Below are 15,638 nucleotides of genomic sequence, written 5' to 3' on the forward strand. Positions count from 1 at the left end.
TGAGCGTATTGTCCAGTTTGGAACGTGTCAAGAATCCAAACCTCACGCTATCCGCAAGATTCTTGCGCGAAAGACGGAACGAAGGAACAGGGGAGGTCTATGCCGAAGGGAAAGCAGGACACTTTGTTCGTCGGCTCGCTCGACAAGGGCTTGCGGGTGCTTAGCCTGTTCAACGAGCACAACACGGTGCTGGGCCTGACCGAGATCGCCGAGCTGACGGGCCTCGACAAGAGCGCGGCGCAGCGGCTGACCAACACGCTGCACAAGACGGGCTACCTCAACAAGGACCCGGAATCGCGGCGCTACAGCCCCTCCATCAAGTTCCTGGAGCTGGGCAACGCCTATCAATGGGCCGACCCGCTGGTGCAGCTCGCCATGCCCAAGGCGATCGAGCTCGGCCGCACGCTCGGCGAACGGGTCAACGTGGCGCGGCTCGCCGGCCAGGAGATCGTCTACGTCATCCGCATCCCGACCCAGCTCACCGCCTTCGGCGCGATGGTGGCCGGGCGCCGGCTGTCGGCGCTGACCACCTCGAGCGGGCGGGCCATGATCGCAAGGCTGAGCGAGGCCGAGCGCAAGGAGGCGGTCGAGACCTGGCCGATCAAGCCGCTGACGCCGAAGACGACGACGGACCGGAGCAAGATCGCCGAGGCCATCGAGGAGGCGGTCGCCTATGGCTACGGGCTGACCCACAGCGAAAACATCATGAACGAGATCGGCATCGCCGCACCGATCATGTCCGGCGACGGCCGGCCCGTCGCCACGGTGCAATGCTCGGTTTCGAGCATGAAATGGAGTGTGGAGAGGGTGCGCGGGGAACTGGCCCCGCACCTGATCGAAGTCGCCAACTCGATCCACCTGCCGCGCGGCGCATAGGGCCGCGCCTCATGTCCTGCACGGTGACGCGCGCTTGCGCGTCACGTCAGGCGGCGAACCGGTCGAAGAGGTCGAGAGGGCCGACCTGCCCGCCCTTGAGCAGCAAGCGCATGCCCTCCAGCAGCGTGCCCGGCGCGTGGCCGCGGCATACGGCAACGCCGGAGCCGGCGCGCGCCTCGAAGGAGAGGCTGTCGAAGCCGAGCCGGCGCACCACCGCCCCCGAGGTATCGCCGCCGGCGACCGCCAACGCGGCAACGGGATGCAGCGCCAGGATGCGCGCGGCAAGCTCGGCAAGGCTTTCGGACAGCGCATCGGGCGCAAGACCGTAATCCGCCTCCGGATCGAGATGGGCGAGCACGTTGGTGCCGGCGGCCAGCATCTGCGCGCAGCGCGCGGCACAGGCCTCCCGCCCCTCGCCCGCAATATCTTTCGCACCGAGCGGAAGGCGCGTGTAGCGCGATGCGGCAGCGACCTGGGCCGCCGTCGCCGCAGAACGGCTGCCGGCAAGCGCAAGGCGCGGCCCGGCAACCGGTCCGAGCGCCGAGGCACCGGACCCCGCTGCCGCTGCCTTGCCCGCAACCGCCTCAGCAACGCCGCTGGCCCCGACCAGCAGCAGCGGCCGGCCGTGGGTTTCCAGCAGCGACAGGGCAAGGCCCAGCATCTCGATATCCGTATCGTCGACCGCATCGACCAGCACGCGGCGCCCGCCGCCCTCGGCCATGGCCGCAAGAACGGCGGCGGCACCGGCAAGCTCGGGCCGCGCCAGCAGCGCCAGATCGCCGAGCCCCTGTGCCGCCAGATGCCGGCGCAGGTCCGCCTCGCCCATCGGCGTGACAGGATGCCGGCTCATCACCGGATGGCGGTCGATGCGATGCACCGCCCCGTCGGGCGCACGCGCGAACAGCGTGCCGAACAGGCAGAAGCGCTGCAGGCTGGGCTGGCCGCCGAGGATGACGGTGAGTGCCGGCGACAGCTCCTCCTCCAGCACGGCGACAGCCGCGCCGACATTGCCCACATGCGGGGCGGAATCGAAGGTGGAGCAGATCTTGTAGTGCACGAAACGGGGCTGGCGCGCGCGCACCATCGGCATCAGGGCGCGCAGGCGCGGCTCGACCGCCTGCGGCGCGCAGGCGCGAAAGTCCGTGGCGATGCCGACGGCCGGAAACGCCCCCTGCCCGCGCGGCGTCTCGGGCAGACGGGACAGCGAGGGCCCTTCCACGCACAGGCGGGCGGCGATGCCCGCCTCGGCCAGCGTCGCCAGCGTGTCGGACGCGCCGGTAAAATCGTCTGCGATGAAGACGTAGCCGCTCATGCCCGTTACCCGGCCTTTTTCCCGAAGAAGGAGAGCGCCCCGGCGAGCTCCGGCCGCGAGCTTGCTGCCTGTTCCAGATCCTCGTTCGCGGCCACCGCCTCCCACGCCTGGCGCAGGCTGGCGACACCAGCCGCCGGGCCCGAAGGATGGGCGAGGATGCCCCCGCCCGCCATGAACAGGAAGTCGCTGGACCCGGCCGCACACGCGGTCACCGGCAGGGTGCCGGCCCACTGGCCGGAGGAGAACGCGGGCATCACCGCATCCGAGGCATCCGGCGCATCAAGGGCGAGCGGCTGCAGGCAGCGGCGCGCTGCCTCCTCGACTTCCCGAGGTGCGTCGGAGAACTTGCCGCCGATGCCGTGCACATGCATGTGGTCGACGCCGGCAAGGCGATAGAGCGCCTGATAGGCGTCGAAGCCGATGCCGAGCAGCGGATGGCGGGCGAAGGCGCCGTAACCGTTGCGATGGCCATGCACGACGAGCGGCGTGGAGCGGCGCAGCGACTGCATCGCCGACAGTCCGCACCAGTTGAGGCTGGCCATGACGCAGGACCCGCCCTCGCGCTCCACCAGGTCCGCATGGCGGCGCATGGCGTCGAGCTCGTCGGTGATGTTGAAGGCGACCATGACAGTGCGACCGGTGCGCTCGCGATAGGCGCGCACCTGCGCCATCACCGCGCGAACGCGCTCCTCCAGCGGCGCATGGACCGGATCGGCGCAGATCTCGTCATCCTTGATGAAGTCGACGCCGGCCTCGCACAGATCCGCGACCAGCGCGGCGATCTCGTCGGCGCTCAGGCCAACATTCGGCTTGATGATGGTGCCGAAGAGCGGCCGGCCGGAGACGCCGAGCGCGGAACGGGTGCCGGCGACGCCATGCCGGGGCATGTCGAAGCGGGTGCGATAAGCCTGCGGCAGGGCGACATCGACGAGGCGAAGGCCCGTGACCTCGCCGAGATCGTAGAGATTGCCGGCAACCGTTGCGGCAAGGGTCGGCAGGTTGGCGCCGACATTGGCGAGCGGATAGGCGATGCGCACCCGCGCGCGCCGCCAGGGACCGGACGTGCCCTGCCGCTCGAGCCAGGCGCTGGCAAGGCTCGGGGCGCTGGCCGGCTCCAGCTCTTCCACGACGAGAACCTCGGCGCCGGCACGGGCGCGCAGCTCGTCGCTCTCGCCGGCAACGCGCACGAAGGTGCCGCAGCTCTGCTCGCCGGCCATGATCGCCGCGACCTTTTCCGGCGCGAGCGGCGTCTCGACCAGATAGGTCGCCTCGACGCTGTCGGGCTTTAGGGGGATCGTCCGCATCGCGCGCCTCAGATCGAGGTGAGGTCGGGGAAGGGACGGACCGGATCGCTGCCGTCCCACCCTTCGGAGGCGGCGCGGATCAGGTCGAACATGCGGCCCTTCGGCCCCATCACCTCCGACAGCTCGATCACCGTGCCGGGATGGGCCTCGCGGTCGAAATAGGCAAAGCGTCCGTTGGCCCCGACCTTGCCGCTCATCTTCACGCGGAAGCCTTCGGCCTCCATGCGGGCGAGATCCGCATCGTAGGCTTGCGTCCAGTAGGCGACGTGCTGCAGCCCGCGATGACCGGCAAGGCGGAAGTCGCGATACATCGACGGGGCGTCGTTGCGGGTCTGGATCAGCTCGACCTGAACCGGGCCGCTGTTGGCCAGCGCGACGGAATTGTGGACCTCGAAGGACTGGCCGTCATAGCGGTAGTCCTCGATGGGCACCTTGGGATTGTAGTACCACGGGCCGACGCCCATGACCTTGCACCAATGCTCCATCGCCGCTTCGATGTCGTCGACCACGTAGCCGAGCTGGCGGATTGCGCCGAGAAACCTGCTCATGAAGAACCCTATTGCGAGAGAAGTCGGGGAAGCCACGTCGACACCGCCGGCACGGCCGAGACGACCAGCAGCGACAGCGCGAGGGGCAGGAAGAAGGGCAGCACGCCGCGAATGACCGAGTGGACCGGCATCTTGGCGACGATGGAGACCATGTAGAGGCTCATGCCGATGGGCGGCGTCAGCAGCCCGATCATCAGATTGAGCACGAAGACGATGCCGAGCTGCAGCGGATCGACGCCGGCCTGGTGCAGCGCCGGGGCGACGATGGGCGCGATGATCAGGATCGCCGCGATGGATTCCAGGAACATGCCGACGACGAGCAGCAGCAGGTTGACCAGAAGCAGCAGCACCAGCGGATTGTCGGAGAGGCCCAGCAGCACCTGGCCGGCCATCGCCGGCACCTGGTCGAGCGTGAGCACCCAGGCGAAGACGGCCGCCGTCGACACGATGAAGAGGATGCCGGCGGTCGCCTCCACCGTCTCGCGCAGGCTCTCCCACACGGCGCTGAAGGTCAGCGTGCGGTAGACGAGGAAGCCGATGGCCAGCGCATAGGCGACCGTGACGCCGGCGACCTCCGTCGGACCGAAATAGCCGCTGAGCAGGCCGCCGATCAGGATCACCGGGGCGACCAGCGCCGGCAGCGAGATCACCGCCTTGCGGGCGACGGCGGAAAGCGACGGGCTGACCGTGTCGCGCGGCAGGTTGTAGATGCGCGCCATGACGGCGACCTGAACCATCAGGAAGAGCGTGATCAGCAGCGCCGGCACGATGCCGGCGACCAGCAGCTGCACCGCCGAGACATTGGTGACGCTGGCATAGATGATCAGCGGGATCGAGGGCGGGAAGATCGGCCCGATGGTGGCCGCGGCGATGGTGATGCCGGCGGCAAAGTCGCGCCGGTAGCCCTGCCCCGACATCTGGTCGATCTGGATCTTGCCGAGCGCGCCGATATCGGCGAGCGCGGCGCCCGAGACGCCAGAGAAGATCAGGCTGACGAGGATCGACACCTGCGCGACCGCGCCGCGGATGCGCCCGACGACGAGGCGCACCAGGTCGAAGATATGGGTGGTGACGCCCATCGCGTTGAGGAGGCTGGCGGCCAGGATGAACAGCGGCACGGCCAGCAGCGGTGTGGAATCGAGCGCGTTGATGCCGCGCTGCGCCAGGACATGCACCGGCAGGTCGAAGCCGACGATGGCCACCGCCGAGGCAAGGCCGAGGGCAACGGCGATCGGCGCGCCGAGCAGCAGCGCGGCGGCGAAGACGAGGAGAAGCACGAGGCTCATGGCAGGGCCTGATCGGAACCGGGGAGCGTGTCGCCGCGCAGGAGGGCGAGAAGACGGGCAAGGGTGACAAGCGCCAGCAGCACCATGGCGACGATGGCGGGCGCGTAGAACACCCAGTTGGGAATGCCGAGGGTCGGGGTGGCGAATTTCCACGCCCGGCCGAGAAAACGGTAGAGCCCATAGAGAAAGAAGAGCGAGAAGGCGAGCACGCAGAGCTCGACCAGCACGCCGGTCCAGCGACGGGCGGGCGCCGGCAGCGTCATCGGCACCAGCTCCACCGCCACGTGCCGTCCCTGCAGCGCCAGCAGCGGCACGCAGAGAAAGACCAGCGCGACACCGCAGAAGCGGGCGAGCTCGTCCGCCCAGGGCATGCCGAGATCGAGAAGGTTGCGGCCGAGCACCTGGCCGACCACCAGCACGCTCATCGCCGCCAGCAACAGGACGGCGAGAGTGCGGCAGCATGCCGCCGCACCCGCAAGGAGCCTGCCGCCCGGCGGGACGGGTTCAGTCGTGCCGGTCATGGCCGCACCTCTCGCTCACTGTTCGGGCGATCAGGAGATCGCCCGGATCTTCTCGTAGAGGGCACCGTATTTTTCGCCGAAGCGGGCGTCGACGACCTTGCTGACCGAGGCGCGGAAGGCCTCCACGTCGAGACCGTCCTCGGGGCCGATCACCGTCATGCCGGCATCGCGCAGCGCCTGGGTGTCCTTGGCCTCGTTGTCCTGGATCGCCCTGGTGGCGCGCTCGCGGATCTCCAGCGCGGCGGCGGCAACCGCCTCCTTCTGCGCCGGCGACAGGGCCTGCCAGGCGTCCTCGTTCATCACGACGACCTCGGCATTGGACATGTGGCCGGTCAGCATGAGATGCGACTGCACCTCGTAGAGCTTGACGTTGAGGATGACGTTGACCGGGTTCTCCTGGCCAGCGACGACGCCGGTGGCGAGCGCCGTCGGCACTTCCGACCAGTCGACCGGGACGGGCGCGGCGCCCATGCCCTCGATGGCGGCCTGGTAGATCGGGAAAGGCACGGCGCGGATCTTCTCGCCGGCAAGGTCGGCCGGCTTGTACACGGCCTTGTTGGCGGTGAGATTGCGGCGGCCGAAATAGTGGGCGTAGATCACACGGACATTCGCCGCCTGGATCAGGCCCTGGTTGAGCTCCTGCATCACCGGCGAATTGATGTCCATCACCTTCATCAGGTGGTCGACGTCGCGGTAGAGATAGGGCGTGTCGAGCGCGGCGAAGGGCTCATAGAGCGAACCGATGCCGCCGGCGGTGTTGTGCGAGAAGGCGATGGTGCCGAGCGAGACCGCCTCGGCCAGCTCCTGCAGCTTGCCGAGCTGGGAGGAGGGATAGACCTGCACGGCGATGTCGCCGCCCGAATGCTTGCCCACCGCCTCGGCGAACCAGTCGGCCTGGGCGCCGGCGACGCTGGCCGGCTCGTTGTTGTGGCCGTAGCGCAGGGTCACGGACTGGGCGCGGGCAAGGCCGGGCACCATGGCGAAGGCACCCGCGCCGAGACCGAGCGCAAGGGCGCCGCGCCGCGTGACGGAAAACAGCTGTCTGGTCATTGCATCCTCCCAAGATGGTTTCAAGGCTCGTTATTTCGGTGAGCCATGAGGTATTTTGACGGCCTTCACTCCATGAAGATCGCCGAAATCCGTATCTCTTGACAAAAGGCTACGAAGCCGTGAGCATCACGTCAAACATCAAATATTGAGGTATTTTGAGGTGCCCTCAGGAGAGATCCAGCTCCCCTCCCAGATCCCTTCCATGGCGGACCTGGCCGAAGCGGCAGGCGTGTCGCTGGCAACCGTCGACCGGGTGCTGAACCGCCGCAAGGGGGTGAAGGAGCGCACGGTCGCCCGGGTGCTGGCCGCCGCCGTGGAGCTCGGCTACATGAGCGCGGAGGAGCGCGCGAAGCTGGACGGGCAGCGCCCGCCCAATGTCGCCTTCCTGCTGCCGATGGGCACCAACCCCTATCTGCGCCTGCTCGGCGAGAAGGTGCGCGCTGTCGCCGACACCCAGACCCGCGATGCCTGCCCCTTGCGCTGCTTCTTCATCGACAGTTTCGATGCCGGCGCGCTGGCCGCCGCGCTGCGCCACCACGCCCGCTGGGCCGACGGCATAGCCTTCATGGCCATCGACCACCCCTTGGTGCGCGAGGCGGCGGAAGAGGTGAGCGCGGCCGGCACCCGGCTCGTCACCATCGTCTCCGACCTGCCGCATCCGGCGCGCGAGACCTATGTCGGGCTCGACAACCAGGCGGCCGGGCGCACCGCCGCCCTGCTGCTCGGCCGGTTCTGCGGCGCACGCGAGGGCAGCGTCGCGCTGGTCGCCGGCAGCCGCACCTACCGCGCCCATGCGGAACGCGAGATGGGCTTTCTCGGCCTGCTGGAAGAAGCCTATCCGGACCTGAGGATCGTCGGCATGCGCGAGGGCCACGACGACCGCAACGAGAACTACAACCACACCCGCTCGCTGCTGGAGCAGAACCCGGATCTCGTCGGCATCTACAATGTCGGCGGCTCGTCCGACGGCATCGCAAGGGCACTCGCCGAAAAAGGCATGGGCGAGCGGGTGGTGTTCATCGGCCACGGCCTGACCCAGGACACCCGCCGCCTGCTGATCGAGGGCACGATGGACGCGGTGATCAACTCCGACCCGGACCAGGTGATCGGCGAGACGCTGGCCCGCTTCGCCCGTCCGGCCGAGGCCGCGGGGCTGCGCCCGCCGCTGAAGATGGACCTGATCTTCCGCGAGAACATCCCCTCGCAATATCTTTAACCGGCAAATCCAGACCCACCCTGAAGCCGCTGACACGGCTTGCAAACTTTCCCCTACGTCCGGGGAACCAAATCACCCCGACGGACGTTCACCTCCCGACTACCGAGTACGCCGCCGCAGCGCAGGGCCGAACCTCCGGCCCGCCAGGCGCCCGGCGGACAAGAGTACATGCCGCTCCGGCGGCCATGAAAGGAGTGCGAACATGGGTATCGAGGTGGGGGGCCTGCTCGGCCTCGTCATTCTGGTTCTGGACGTTTACGCCATCGTCAAGATCATCGGCTCGGGCGCCTCCACGCTCGCTAAGGTCATCTGGATCGTGCTCATCCTGGCCCTGCCCGTTCTTGGCTTCCTCGTGTGGCTCGTGGCGGGTCCGTCGCGCCCGGCAACGGCCTGATTCAGGCCTGTCACCGCCCCACGCAATTCGTATCGGCAAAAAGTTCAAGGCCAGGTGGAACCAAATCCTCACTGGTGCGTTGTCGGTGCGGAGCTGAAGAAGGATTTGCTGCCTATGCTAAATTACAGCGAGAAACCCCGGAACGGAGAGCCGCCCAAAGCCTCGGACACCGACGTCCACTCTCGCATCAGCAATCAGCTGCAAACCTACTACAACGAGGTGCTGACCCAGCCTCTGCCCCAAAGGTTCGAGGATCTGCTGAAACGTTTGGACGAACAGAGCGGTTCCGAGGGGGAGGCCCGGTCATGAACGAGCACAGTCTCGAGCTGAAAGACGAGATGGTGTCCTGCATTCCCAGCCTGCGCGCCTTCGCGGCGTCGCTGGTGGGGATGGGCGACCGCGCCGACGATCTGGTCCAGGAAGCCCTGATGAAGGCCTGGTCCAACCTCGGCCGCTTCGAGCCGGGCACCAACATGAAGGCCTGGCTGTTCACGATCCTGCGCAACACGCTCTACTCGACGCATCGCAAGCGCAAGCGCGAGGTGCAGGACGTGGACGGACGCTACTCGGCAACGCTCGCCTCCCATCCGAATCAGACGGGTCATCTCGACCTCGACGACTTCTGCCGGGCGCTCGACCAGCTCCCCGACGACCAGCGTGAAGCGCTGATCCTCATTGGTGCTTCCGGCTTTTCTTATGAGGAAGCTGCTGAAATTTGCGGTTGTGCCATCGGCACGGTAAAAAGTCGCGTCAACCGCGCCCGTGCCCGGCTGGCCGACATCATGGGGACAGAGTCGACGAGCGAGTTCGGACCGGATCGAGCCGTGGAAGCTGTTCTCGCCCTCTCTCCCGCCTCGACGGTGAAGATCAGTGCCATGGAGTAAATTGCCGCCCAACAGCACCCGGCTCGATCGACGGCTGTTCGCCCATATCGCGGCAGCCCTGATCCCCCTTGCCGCTCTTGCCTTCCTGCTGTCCTACTCCGATCTCGAGCGACGCTCCCAGGATGAACACCGACGCTTCCTGGACTATGCCCGCCTCATCGGACAGTCCAGCGCGAAGGCAATTGCGCGTGCTGAAGGCTATGCAAGCGCCCTGACCTCCCTGGACCCGCAGGCCCTGGGAGAGTGCCGGCGCGTATTCTCCGCCATGCGCGAGGACCTGATCGAGGCGACGGAGCTCACCATCTTCCGCGGCGAGGCGACGATCTGCGCCATCGGCCTGGGCGAAGACGGCAAGATGATCCAGCGCCAGCTCGACGCGCCGAGCGAGGCCGTCACCGGCCCCGCCGCCAAGACGATCACCATCTCCCGCACCAACGAGGCCAACGGAACCCGCATCGACATCGGCCTGCGGCCGCAGACGCTGCTGATCGCCCCGATCACCGCGACCGCGGCGACGAATATCGGCTTTGCCCTGGTCGACAAGAACAGCGCGGTGCTCGCCTCCCATGTCTATGAGGAGAACGACATCGGCAGCTTCCTGCAGGTGGTCGGCGAGACGCGTGCGGACGGGGCGGATTTTTCCGAAAGCGACAGCGGCTGGTTCATCGGCTCCAGCGTGCTGCCGGGCACCGAGTACCGGGTGGTCACCGCCAGCCGGCCATCGGAGCACCGGCTGGAACTGTGGCTCACGGTGCTGCGCGCCCTGCTGCCGCCGCTCATCCTGCTGGCGGTGGTTTTCGTGGTTCTGCGCTACGGCATCCAGCGGTTCCTGCTGCGCTATCTCAGCCACATCTATTCGACCTTCCGCCAATACGGCACCGGCAACACGCGCGCGCGCGTCGGCCAGCTGGCGGCCGCACCGCCCGAGATCGACCTCCTGGGCGTGACCTTCGACATGATGGCCGACCGCATCGAACGGCGCACCCACGACACCGAGGCCGCGCTGGCCGAACAGCGCCGCCTCAGCCGCGAATTGCATCACCGCATCAAGAACACCCTTCAGATGATCATCAGCCTGGTGAGCATGCAGCGGCGCGATGCGACGGGCCCGCGCGAAAAAGCGGCCCTGCGGGTGACGCTGGAACGGATCCTGGCGATCTCCGCCGCCTATCGCGTCTCCTACGCCTCGACCGAGGGCACCAACGTGGCACTGACCGCCCTGGTGCATGAAGTGGTGGAGGCCTTGCGCGGACCGGCATTGCTGCCGCAGGGCCGGGTCCGGATCCAGACCAATGCGGGCGCCAACGCGGCGGAGATCGATCTCGACCGCGCGATTCCGCTCGCCTTCATCCTGGCCGAGCTGCTGCCGCCACGGTTCGACTGCCTGCTGCCGGGAGAGGTCCTCACCATAGAGCTGACCGGGGCCGACAGGATCGCCATGGTGATTTCCGGCGCCAGCCAGATCAACGACACGCTGGACGGCAACGAGACGGGCACACCCGCCTCGCTGCGCTCGCGCCTGGTCCATGCCTATCTGCATCAGCTCGACGCGACCTGCGGCATGGAAGACGCCATGGCGCGGCTGGAGATCCCGCTGCACCCGGTTCCCGGGCCGCAGGCGTCTGCCTCCATGCACTGACCGCAGGGCGCTTACGGCTGCGCGGCGCGGCAACCCGGGAACGCCGCGCGCGCTGCTTCCCACACCCCAGCCTCTCAGCCATGCCCCACAACCATATGGCGTGCCCTCGAGCGCGCCTTTGCTTGCAGCCGATGGGACAGCCCGTCGGCTGCGAGCGTTTCGGCCGGCAGGAATCGCACGGGCCAGAGCCCCCGGTACCAGCCACAAAAAAGGCGCCGCGGGAGGGAGGCCCCGCGGCGCAGAAAGCAGACGGACAAACGAGGGAGGAGTGAGCAGGCCGCCTGCGTCGACAGGTCGATCGGCCGCAATCAGACCGTCGGAGGACGACGGCCGCTGATCAGGCCATAGACCAGCGAAATCACGAAGAGGATGATCGCCACGACGAAAATCAGCTTGGCGATGCCCATGGCCGTACCGGCAATGCCGCCAAAGCCCAACACCGCCGCGATAAGCGCGACAACCAGGAAGGTCAGAGCCCAACCAAACATGTTATTTCTCCTTTGAACAGCTTCCCGATTGCCGCGAACTTTCTTGGCGGAACCGGTACTCATGTCCCATGCGGTGGCAAGAACGGGCCGATTACTGAAGCAACCCCACTTGCCTTACGCTTGCACCATCGTGCATGGTCATGAAGTCAACCCACCAGCGGCGAATTTGTTCAATCTGATCTGAACTTTTTTGAAGGGCCGCCGCTCCCGTCTTGCAGAGCACCGTTTTTCCGCGCCCAGGACAGCCGGCCTTCGAGGCACGGCGCGGGCGTCTTTCATGCGCTTTCGGCCTTGCGGATTTTTCCTGGCGCCCGTTTTCGCCCCCTCGACCCTCGCATACCGGCCCGCCGGTTCCTTGATCGGATTTTTTGCCGCCGGCGTTTTTCCCAAAACGGCGATCTCAAAAAAATATCGCGGCAAAAAACATCCCGCCGGAACGGGGGCGAGACGGGTCCCCCTATACGCGCGTGTATCGCGCGCGCGTGCGCGCGTTCCTCTTACAGGCCGGCGCAACCACGATGACGGCAAGGCATCGCCAGGACATCAGGCGAAAAAGAAAAGCACACGTAAAAATCGAAAAATCGGGAACGCGGCCGGAACCTTTCTCCCGCGAGAGGGTTCTTCTACCGTGACCGGAACGAAACCTGAGCCGAACCCAAGATCGGCACGCAGGTTGGGTCACAAGCCAACAAATCAGGAGACTAAAGACATGATCCGCACGCTTCTGACGACAACCGCCCTTGCCGCCGCTCTGACCACCGGCGCCCTCGCTCAGGACCAGAAACTGAACGACGATGCCGGCATGACCCCGGCGGCTCCCGAGATGAACGCGACCCAGCCGGCTCCGGCAGGTGACGCCGCGACCCCGAGCATGGACGCTCCGGCGACCACCGGCGACACCGCCACCGCTCCGGCCGTCGAAGAGCGCGACATTCTCGCCGAGGTCGGCGTGACCACCGCCGAGGAGCTGATCGGCAGCACCGTCTACAGCGCTGACGACAGCGACATCGGCGAGGTTTCCGACGTGGTCGTGTCGAGCGCCGGCAAGATCGAGGCGATGGTGATCGACGTCGGCGGCTTCCTGGGCATCGGTGCCAAGCCGGTTGCCGTGGAGCTCTCCTCGCTGGAGGTTCGCCGCGACGAGAACGGTGACCCGCGCATCTACACCACGCAGACCCAGGAGACCCTGGAGGCGATGCCGGAATACTCTGCTGACGCCGTTGACGGTGTCCGCGACGCCGCGCCGGTCGAGTAATCGAGCGACACAGGCAGTCAAGGGAGGCGCCGGCGCAGTCGGCGCCTCCTTTGTCCGTGCCCCCGCCGCATGACGGCGGGCGCGCTTCTTCCATCAAGGAGACTTCCATGCCGACCACCGCCGACACCAAGACCGCTGCCAAGGCCGCCCGCGCCGAGGACGAAGCCGCGACCATCCAGGAGAATATCGAGCGCCTGCGCGGCGACATCTCCTCCCTCGCCAAGTCGATCTCGCGCTACGGCACCGAGAAGACCGGCGAATATACCGAGCGCGCCAGCAAGGCAGGCAAGGACATTGCCGATGTCTCGCAGCAGACGCTCGACAGCCTGACCGAGGAGCTCAACCGCCTGGAGCGGTCGCTGACCTCGCATGTTCGCCGCAAGCCGCTGCAGTCGCTCGGCATCGCTGCCGGCATCGGCTTCCTGATCGCCCTGCTGTCGCGGCGTTGACCGCAATGTTGCGTCTTGCCCCGATCCTGGCATCGATGCTGTCGGTGGACCTCGGCGCAGCCCTGCGCCGAGCCCGCCGCTCCGCCCTGTTCTGGGCCTTGGCCGGGCTGTTCGCCCTGGCCGCCTACGCAGCGGCGCTCGTCTCCGCCGGCCTGGCGCTCGCAGCGCACTATCCGCCCGCGACCGCGGCGCTGATGGTCTGCCTGTCGCAGCTGGGCCTGGCCGCACTCGCCCTTCTGGGCCTTGCGATCAGCAATGCGGTGGAGCGACGCCGCCGGAGAAAGAACGACAGCCAGCGCACCCTGGCAACGACGGCGGTGATCGCCGCCGCGCTGCCGATGCTGCAGTCGCGCAAGGGGCTGGCCTTCGCCGCCCTGGCCGGACTGGCGGTGATCCTGGCGACCCGCGGCGGCGGCGACAGCGACGCGGAGTGACGCGCGGCCTCAGGTCGTGGAGCCGACCGGCTCGTTCCCCTCTCCCTCGGGAAGGACCATGAGCTCGCGCAGCCGCGCCCGCGCCCGGTGCACGCGGCTTTTCAGCGTGCCGGTGGCGCAGCCGCAGATCTCGGCCGCCTCCTCATAGGAAAAGCCGGAAGCGCCGACGAGGACGATCGCCTCGCGCTGGTCGCTCGGCAGGGCGTCGAGCGCAGCCCGGAATTCGTTCATGGCAAGGGAGGCGTGCTGGCTGGGCGCCACCGCGAGCTGCCCGGCGAGCTTTTCATCCTCATCCTCGACCTCTCGGGAGGACTTGCGCAGCAGGCTGTAGAAGCAGTTGCGCAGGATGCGAAACAGCCAGGCCCGCATGTTGGTGCCGGCAATGAAACTCTGCCTCGCCTTCCAGGCATTGAGGATCGCGTCCTGGACAAGATCGTCGGCAAGATCGGCGCGCCCGCAGAGCGAGACGGCAAAGGCTCGCAGGGCCGGAAGCTGTGCCAACATCTCGCGCTTGAAATCCGCCGAGGAGAGCGCCGGCCCAGTCGTCATTTGTCGTTTTTCTCCGAGGCCGCCTTTTCTGCCTCGTCGAGCTGCGCCAGAAGATCGAGGAACCGCCCCGGCGTGCCCTCGTCCTGCACGGTGTCGTAAAGCTCACGCAGCCGCTGCGTGATATATTCCTGACTTGCAGCAGCAGCGCCCCCCGCTCCCGTCTTTTTTGTTCCGTTCATTCCACAGCACCCGGTTTGTCCGTTTCGCCCACTATAGCTGGCAATGAAAAAAAATGGTGCGAGGGAGGGAACTTTTCTCCCCGGCCCACGTTAGAGTGAGTGTTGAGCGCCCGGACGGGCAGACAGGGAGTTCCACATGCCACTTTCGAACCGCATCGCGCCCCATCTCCCCTACTTGCGTCGATACGCAAGAGCGGTGACCGGGTCGCAGCAGTCAGGCGACGCCTATGTCGCCACCACGCTGGAGACGCTGATCGCGGATGTCTCCTCGTTCCCCGAGACCGGCAGTGATCGCGTATCCCTGTACAAGGTTTTCGCGGCCGTCTTCGGATCCGTCCAGATGGACATTCCGGCCCTCGATTCGCCCTTCGCCTGGGAACGCCGGGCCACGGCGAATCTCGCCATGCTTCCCTCCCCCGAGCGGCAGGCGTTTCTGCTGACCTCCGTGGAAGGCTTCACGCCCGAGGAAACGGGCAAGATCCTCGACGCGACGGTCGAAGAGGTCGAGGCGCTTCTGTCGGATGCGGCCCGCAACATCTCCCAGCAGATCGCGACGGACATCCTCATCATCGAGGACGAGCCGCTGATCGCCATGGATATCGAGCATATCGTGACGGAGCTGGGTCACCGGGTCTGCGGCGTTGCCCGCACCCACAAGGAAGCGGTCGAGCTGTTCACGCGCAAGAAGCCGCGGATGATTCTCGCCGACATCCAGCTGGCCGACGGCAGCTCGGGCATCGACGCGGTGAACGACATCCTGAAGAGCGAGCCGATGCCGGCCATCTTCATCACCGCCTTCCCCGAGCGTCTGCTGACGGGCGAGCGCCCCGAGCCGGCCTTCCTGATCACCAAGCCGTTCAATCCCGACATGGTGCGGGCCCTGATCAGCCAGGCGCTGTTCTTCGACCAGACGGTCGAAGCCGCAGCCTGATTGGTGTTACCCGTCCAAATCCGGCCCCGCGCCACCTCATCGGTGGCGCGGGGCATTTCATGCAAAGCGCCGGAAGCTTACGAACGGCTCAGCCAGTCGTCGACCTCGCGCTGGGCCTTCTCCTCGGCCATGCCGTATCGCTCCTGGATCTTGCCGACCAGCTGCTTGCGATTGCCGGCAATCACGTCCACGTCGTCGCCGGTGAGGTGTCCCCAGCGCTCCTGGACCTTGCCCTTGAATTGTTCCCAGTTGCCTTCGATCTGGTTCCAGTTCATGAAACTCTCCTTGTAGTTCGATGCGAGCCAACCTCGCATCAAATCAAC

The 15,638-nt window shown here is 66.9% G+C and carries 20 protein-coding genes; 10 read left to right on the plus strand and 10 right to left on the minus strand.

Translation table 11 applies throughout. The annotated features are described in order from the left end of the window. Positions 1–99 precede the first annotated feature (99 nt). Positions 100–876 (plus strand): IclR family transcriptional regulator, encoded by a 777-nt coding sequence (locus tag H7H34_RS17420; protein WP_120269376.1) that lies wholly within the window; start codon positions 100–102, stop codon positions 874–876. Between the two features lie 46 nt (positions 877–922). Here H7H34_RS17420 and H7H34_RS17425 read toward each other — a convergent pair whose 3' ends face one another. Genes H7H34_RS17425 through H7H34_RS17450 form a run of 6 tightly spaced genes read right to left on the minus strand, consistent with a single transcriptional unit; the run spans position 923 to position 6,897 of the window. Beyond that, positions 923–2,188: a four-carbon acid sugar kinase family protein gene (locus H7H34_RS17425; RefSeq protein WP_185925938.1), complete on the minus strand. Its 1,266-nt coding sequence runs from the start codon at positions 2,186–2,188 to the stop codon at positions 923–925. Positions 2,189–2,193: 5 nt separating this feature from the next. Beyond that, entirely contained in the window at positions 2,194–3,492 is a 1,299-nt protein-coding gene (locus H7H34_RS17430) for a ribulose-bisphosphate carboxylase large subunit family protein (RefSeq protein WP_185925939.1), read from the minus strand. 8 nt (positions 3,493–3,500) lie between these two features. Then, positions 3,501–4,040, minus strand: coding sequence for a VOC family protein (locus tag H7H34_RS17435; RefSeq protein WP_185925940.1), 540 nt, complete (start codon positions 4,038–4,040; stop codon positions 3,501–3,503). Between the two features lie 8 nt (positions 4,041–4,048). Further along, positions 4,049–5,326, minus strand: a complete 1,278-nt coding sequence (locus H7H34_RS17440; RefSeq protein ID WP_185925941.1) for a TRAP transporter large permease — start codon at positions 5,324–5,326, stop codon at positions 4,049–4,051. Next, entirely contained in the window at positions 5,323–5,847 is a 525-nt protein-coding gene (locus H7H34_RS17445) for a TRAP transporter small permease (protein ID WP_120269381.1), read from the minus strand. The genes H7H34_RS17440 and H7H34_RS17445 overlap by 4 nt, the downstream gene beginning before the upstream one ends. Before the next feature lie 30 nt (positions 5,848–5,877). Further along, a complete protein-coding gene (locus tag H7H34_RS17450; protein WP_185925942.1) occupies positions 5,878–6,897 on the minus strand; it encodes a TRAP transporter substrate-binding protein in 1,020 nt (339 codons plus the stop codon). Positions 6,898–7,099: 202 nt separating this feature from the next. Here H7H34_RS17450 and H7H34_RS17455 point away from each other — a divergent pair, with 202 nt between their 5' ends. From H7H34_RS17455 to H7H34_RS17475, 5 genes are all read left to right on the plus strand, one after another. Continuing rightward, complete coding sequence (locus H7H34_RS17455; RefSeq protein WP_185925943.1) at positions 7,100–8,113, plus strand: LacI family DNA-binding transcriptional regulator; 1,014 nt, start codon at positions 7,100–7,102, stop codon at positions 8,111–8,113. Between the two features lie 202 nt (positions 8,114–8,315). Beyond that, positions 8,316–8,507 carry a PLD nuclease N-terminal domain-containing protein gene (locus H7H34_RS17460; RefSeq protein ID WP_120269384.1) on the plus strand — a complete coding sequence of 64 codons (192 nt, stop codon included), beginning with the start codon at positions 8,316–8,318 and terminating at the stop codon, positions 8,505–8,507. Between the two features lie 114 nt (positions 8,508–8,621). Then, entirely contained in the window at positions 8,622–8,816 is a 195-nt protein-coding gene (locus H7H34_RS23765; RefSeq protein ID WP_120269385.1) for a NepR family anti-sigma factor, read from the plus strand. Further along, positions 8,813–9,391 carry a sigma-70 family RNA polymerase sigma factor gene (locus tag H7H34_RS17470; protein WP_120269386.1) on the plus strand — a complete coding sequence of 193 codons (579 nt, stop codon included), beginning with the start codon at positions 8,813–8,815 and terminating at the stop codon, positions 9,389–9,391. Before H7H34_RS23765 ends, H7H34_RS17470 begins: the two co-directional genes overlap by 4 nt. A 1-nt stretch (position 9,392) precedes the next feature. After that, complete coding sequence (locus H7H34_RS17475; protein ID WP_120269387.1) at positions 9,393–11,030, plus strand: sensor histidine kinase; 1,638 nt, start codon at positions 9,393–9,395, stop codon at positions 11,028–11,030. A 308-nt stretch (positions 11,031–11,338) separates the two neighbouring features. On the opposite strand, the gene H7H34_RS17480 is transcribed toward H7H34_RS17475, so the two are convergent. Continuing rightward, positions 11,339–11,518, minus strand: coding sequence for a DUF1328 domain-containing protein (locus H7H34_RS17480; protein WP_067219609.1), 180 nt, complete (start codon positions 11,516–11,518; stop codon positions 11,339–11,341). Between the two features lie 709 nt (positions 11,519–12,227). Here H7H34_RS17480 and H7H34_RS17485 point away from each other — a divergent pair. From H7H34_RS17485 to H7H34_RS17495, 3 genes are all read left to right on the plus strand, one after another. Continuing rightward, positions 12,228–12,773 carry a PRC-barrel domain-containing protein gene (locus H7H34_RS17485; RefSeq protein WP_158592702.1) on the plus strand — a complete coding sequence of 182 codons (546 nt, stop codon included), beginning with the start codon at positions 12,228–12,230 and terminating at the stop codon, positions 12,771–12,773. Positions 12,774–12,880: 107 nt separating this feature from the next. Continuing rightward, the gene (locus tag H7H34_RS17490) at positions 12,881–13,222 is read left to right on the plus strand and encodes an ElaB/YgaM/YqjD family protein (RefSeq protein ID WP_120269389.1); all 342 of its coding nucleotides are present in this window, start codon (positions 12,881–12,883) and stop codon (positions 13,220–13,222) included. A 5-nt stretch (positions 13,223–13,227) separates the two neighbouring features. Further along, the gene (locus tag H7H34_RS17495) at positions 13,228–13,656 is read left to right on the plus strand and encodes a hypothetical protein (protein ID WP_120269390.1); all 429 of its coding nucleotides are present in this window, start codon (positions 13,228–13,230) and stop codon (positions 13,654–13,656) included. Positions 13,657–13,665: 9 nt separating this feature from the next. Here H7H34_RS17495 and H7H34_RS17500 read toward each other — a convergent pair whose 3' ends face one another. Both H7H34_RS17500 and H7H34_RS17505 read right to left on the minus strand, forming a co-directional pair. Further along, positions 13,666–14,205, minus strand: a complete 540-nt coding sequence (locus tag H7H34_RS17500) for a sigma-70 family RNA polymerase sigma factor (RefSeq protein ID WP_120269391.1) — start codon at positions 14,203–14,205, stop codon at positions 13,666–13,668. Beyond that, complete coding sequence (locus tag H7H34_RS17505; RefSeq protein WP_120269392.1) at positions 14,202–14,384, minus strand: NepR family anti-sigma factor; 183 nt, start codon at positions 14,382–14,384, stop codon at positions 14,202–14,204. The genes H7H34_RS17500 and H7H34_RS17505 overlap by 4 nt, the downstream gene beginning before the upstream one ends. A gap of 136 nt (positions 14,385–14,520) precedes the next feature. Here H7H34_RS17505 and H7H34_RS17510 point away from each other — a divergent pair, with 136 nt between their 5' ends. Next, the gene (locus tag H7H34_RS17510) at positions 14,521–15,315 is read left to right on the plus strand and encodes a response regulator (protein ID WP_120269393.1); all 795 of its coding nucleotides are present in this window, start codon (positions 14,521–14,523) and stop codon (positions 15,313–15,315) included. Between the two features lie 77 nt (positions 15,316–15,392). Here the strand turns inward: H7H34_RS17510 and H7H34_RS17515 are convergent, their stop codons facing one another. Beyond that, positions 15,393–15,590, minus strand: a complete 198-nt coding sequence (locus H7H34_RS17515; RefSeq protein ID WP_120269394.1) for a CsbD family protein — start codon at positions 15,588–15,590, stop codon at positions 15,393–15,395. Positions 15,591–15,638: the final 48 nt, after the last annotated feature.

The organism is Stappia sp. 28M-7 (genome assembly GCF_014252955.1).
Lineage (GTDB): Bacteria > Pseudomonadota > Alphaproteobacteria > Rhizobiales > Stappiaceae > Stappia.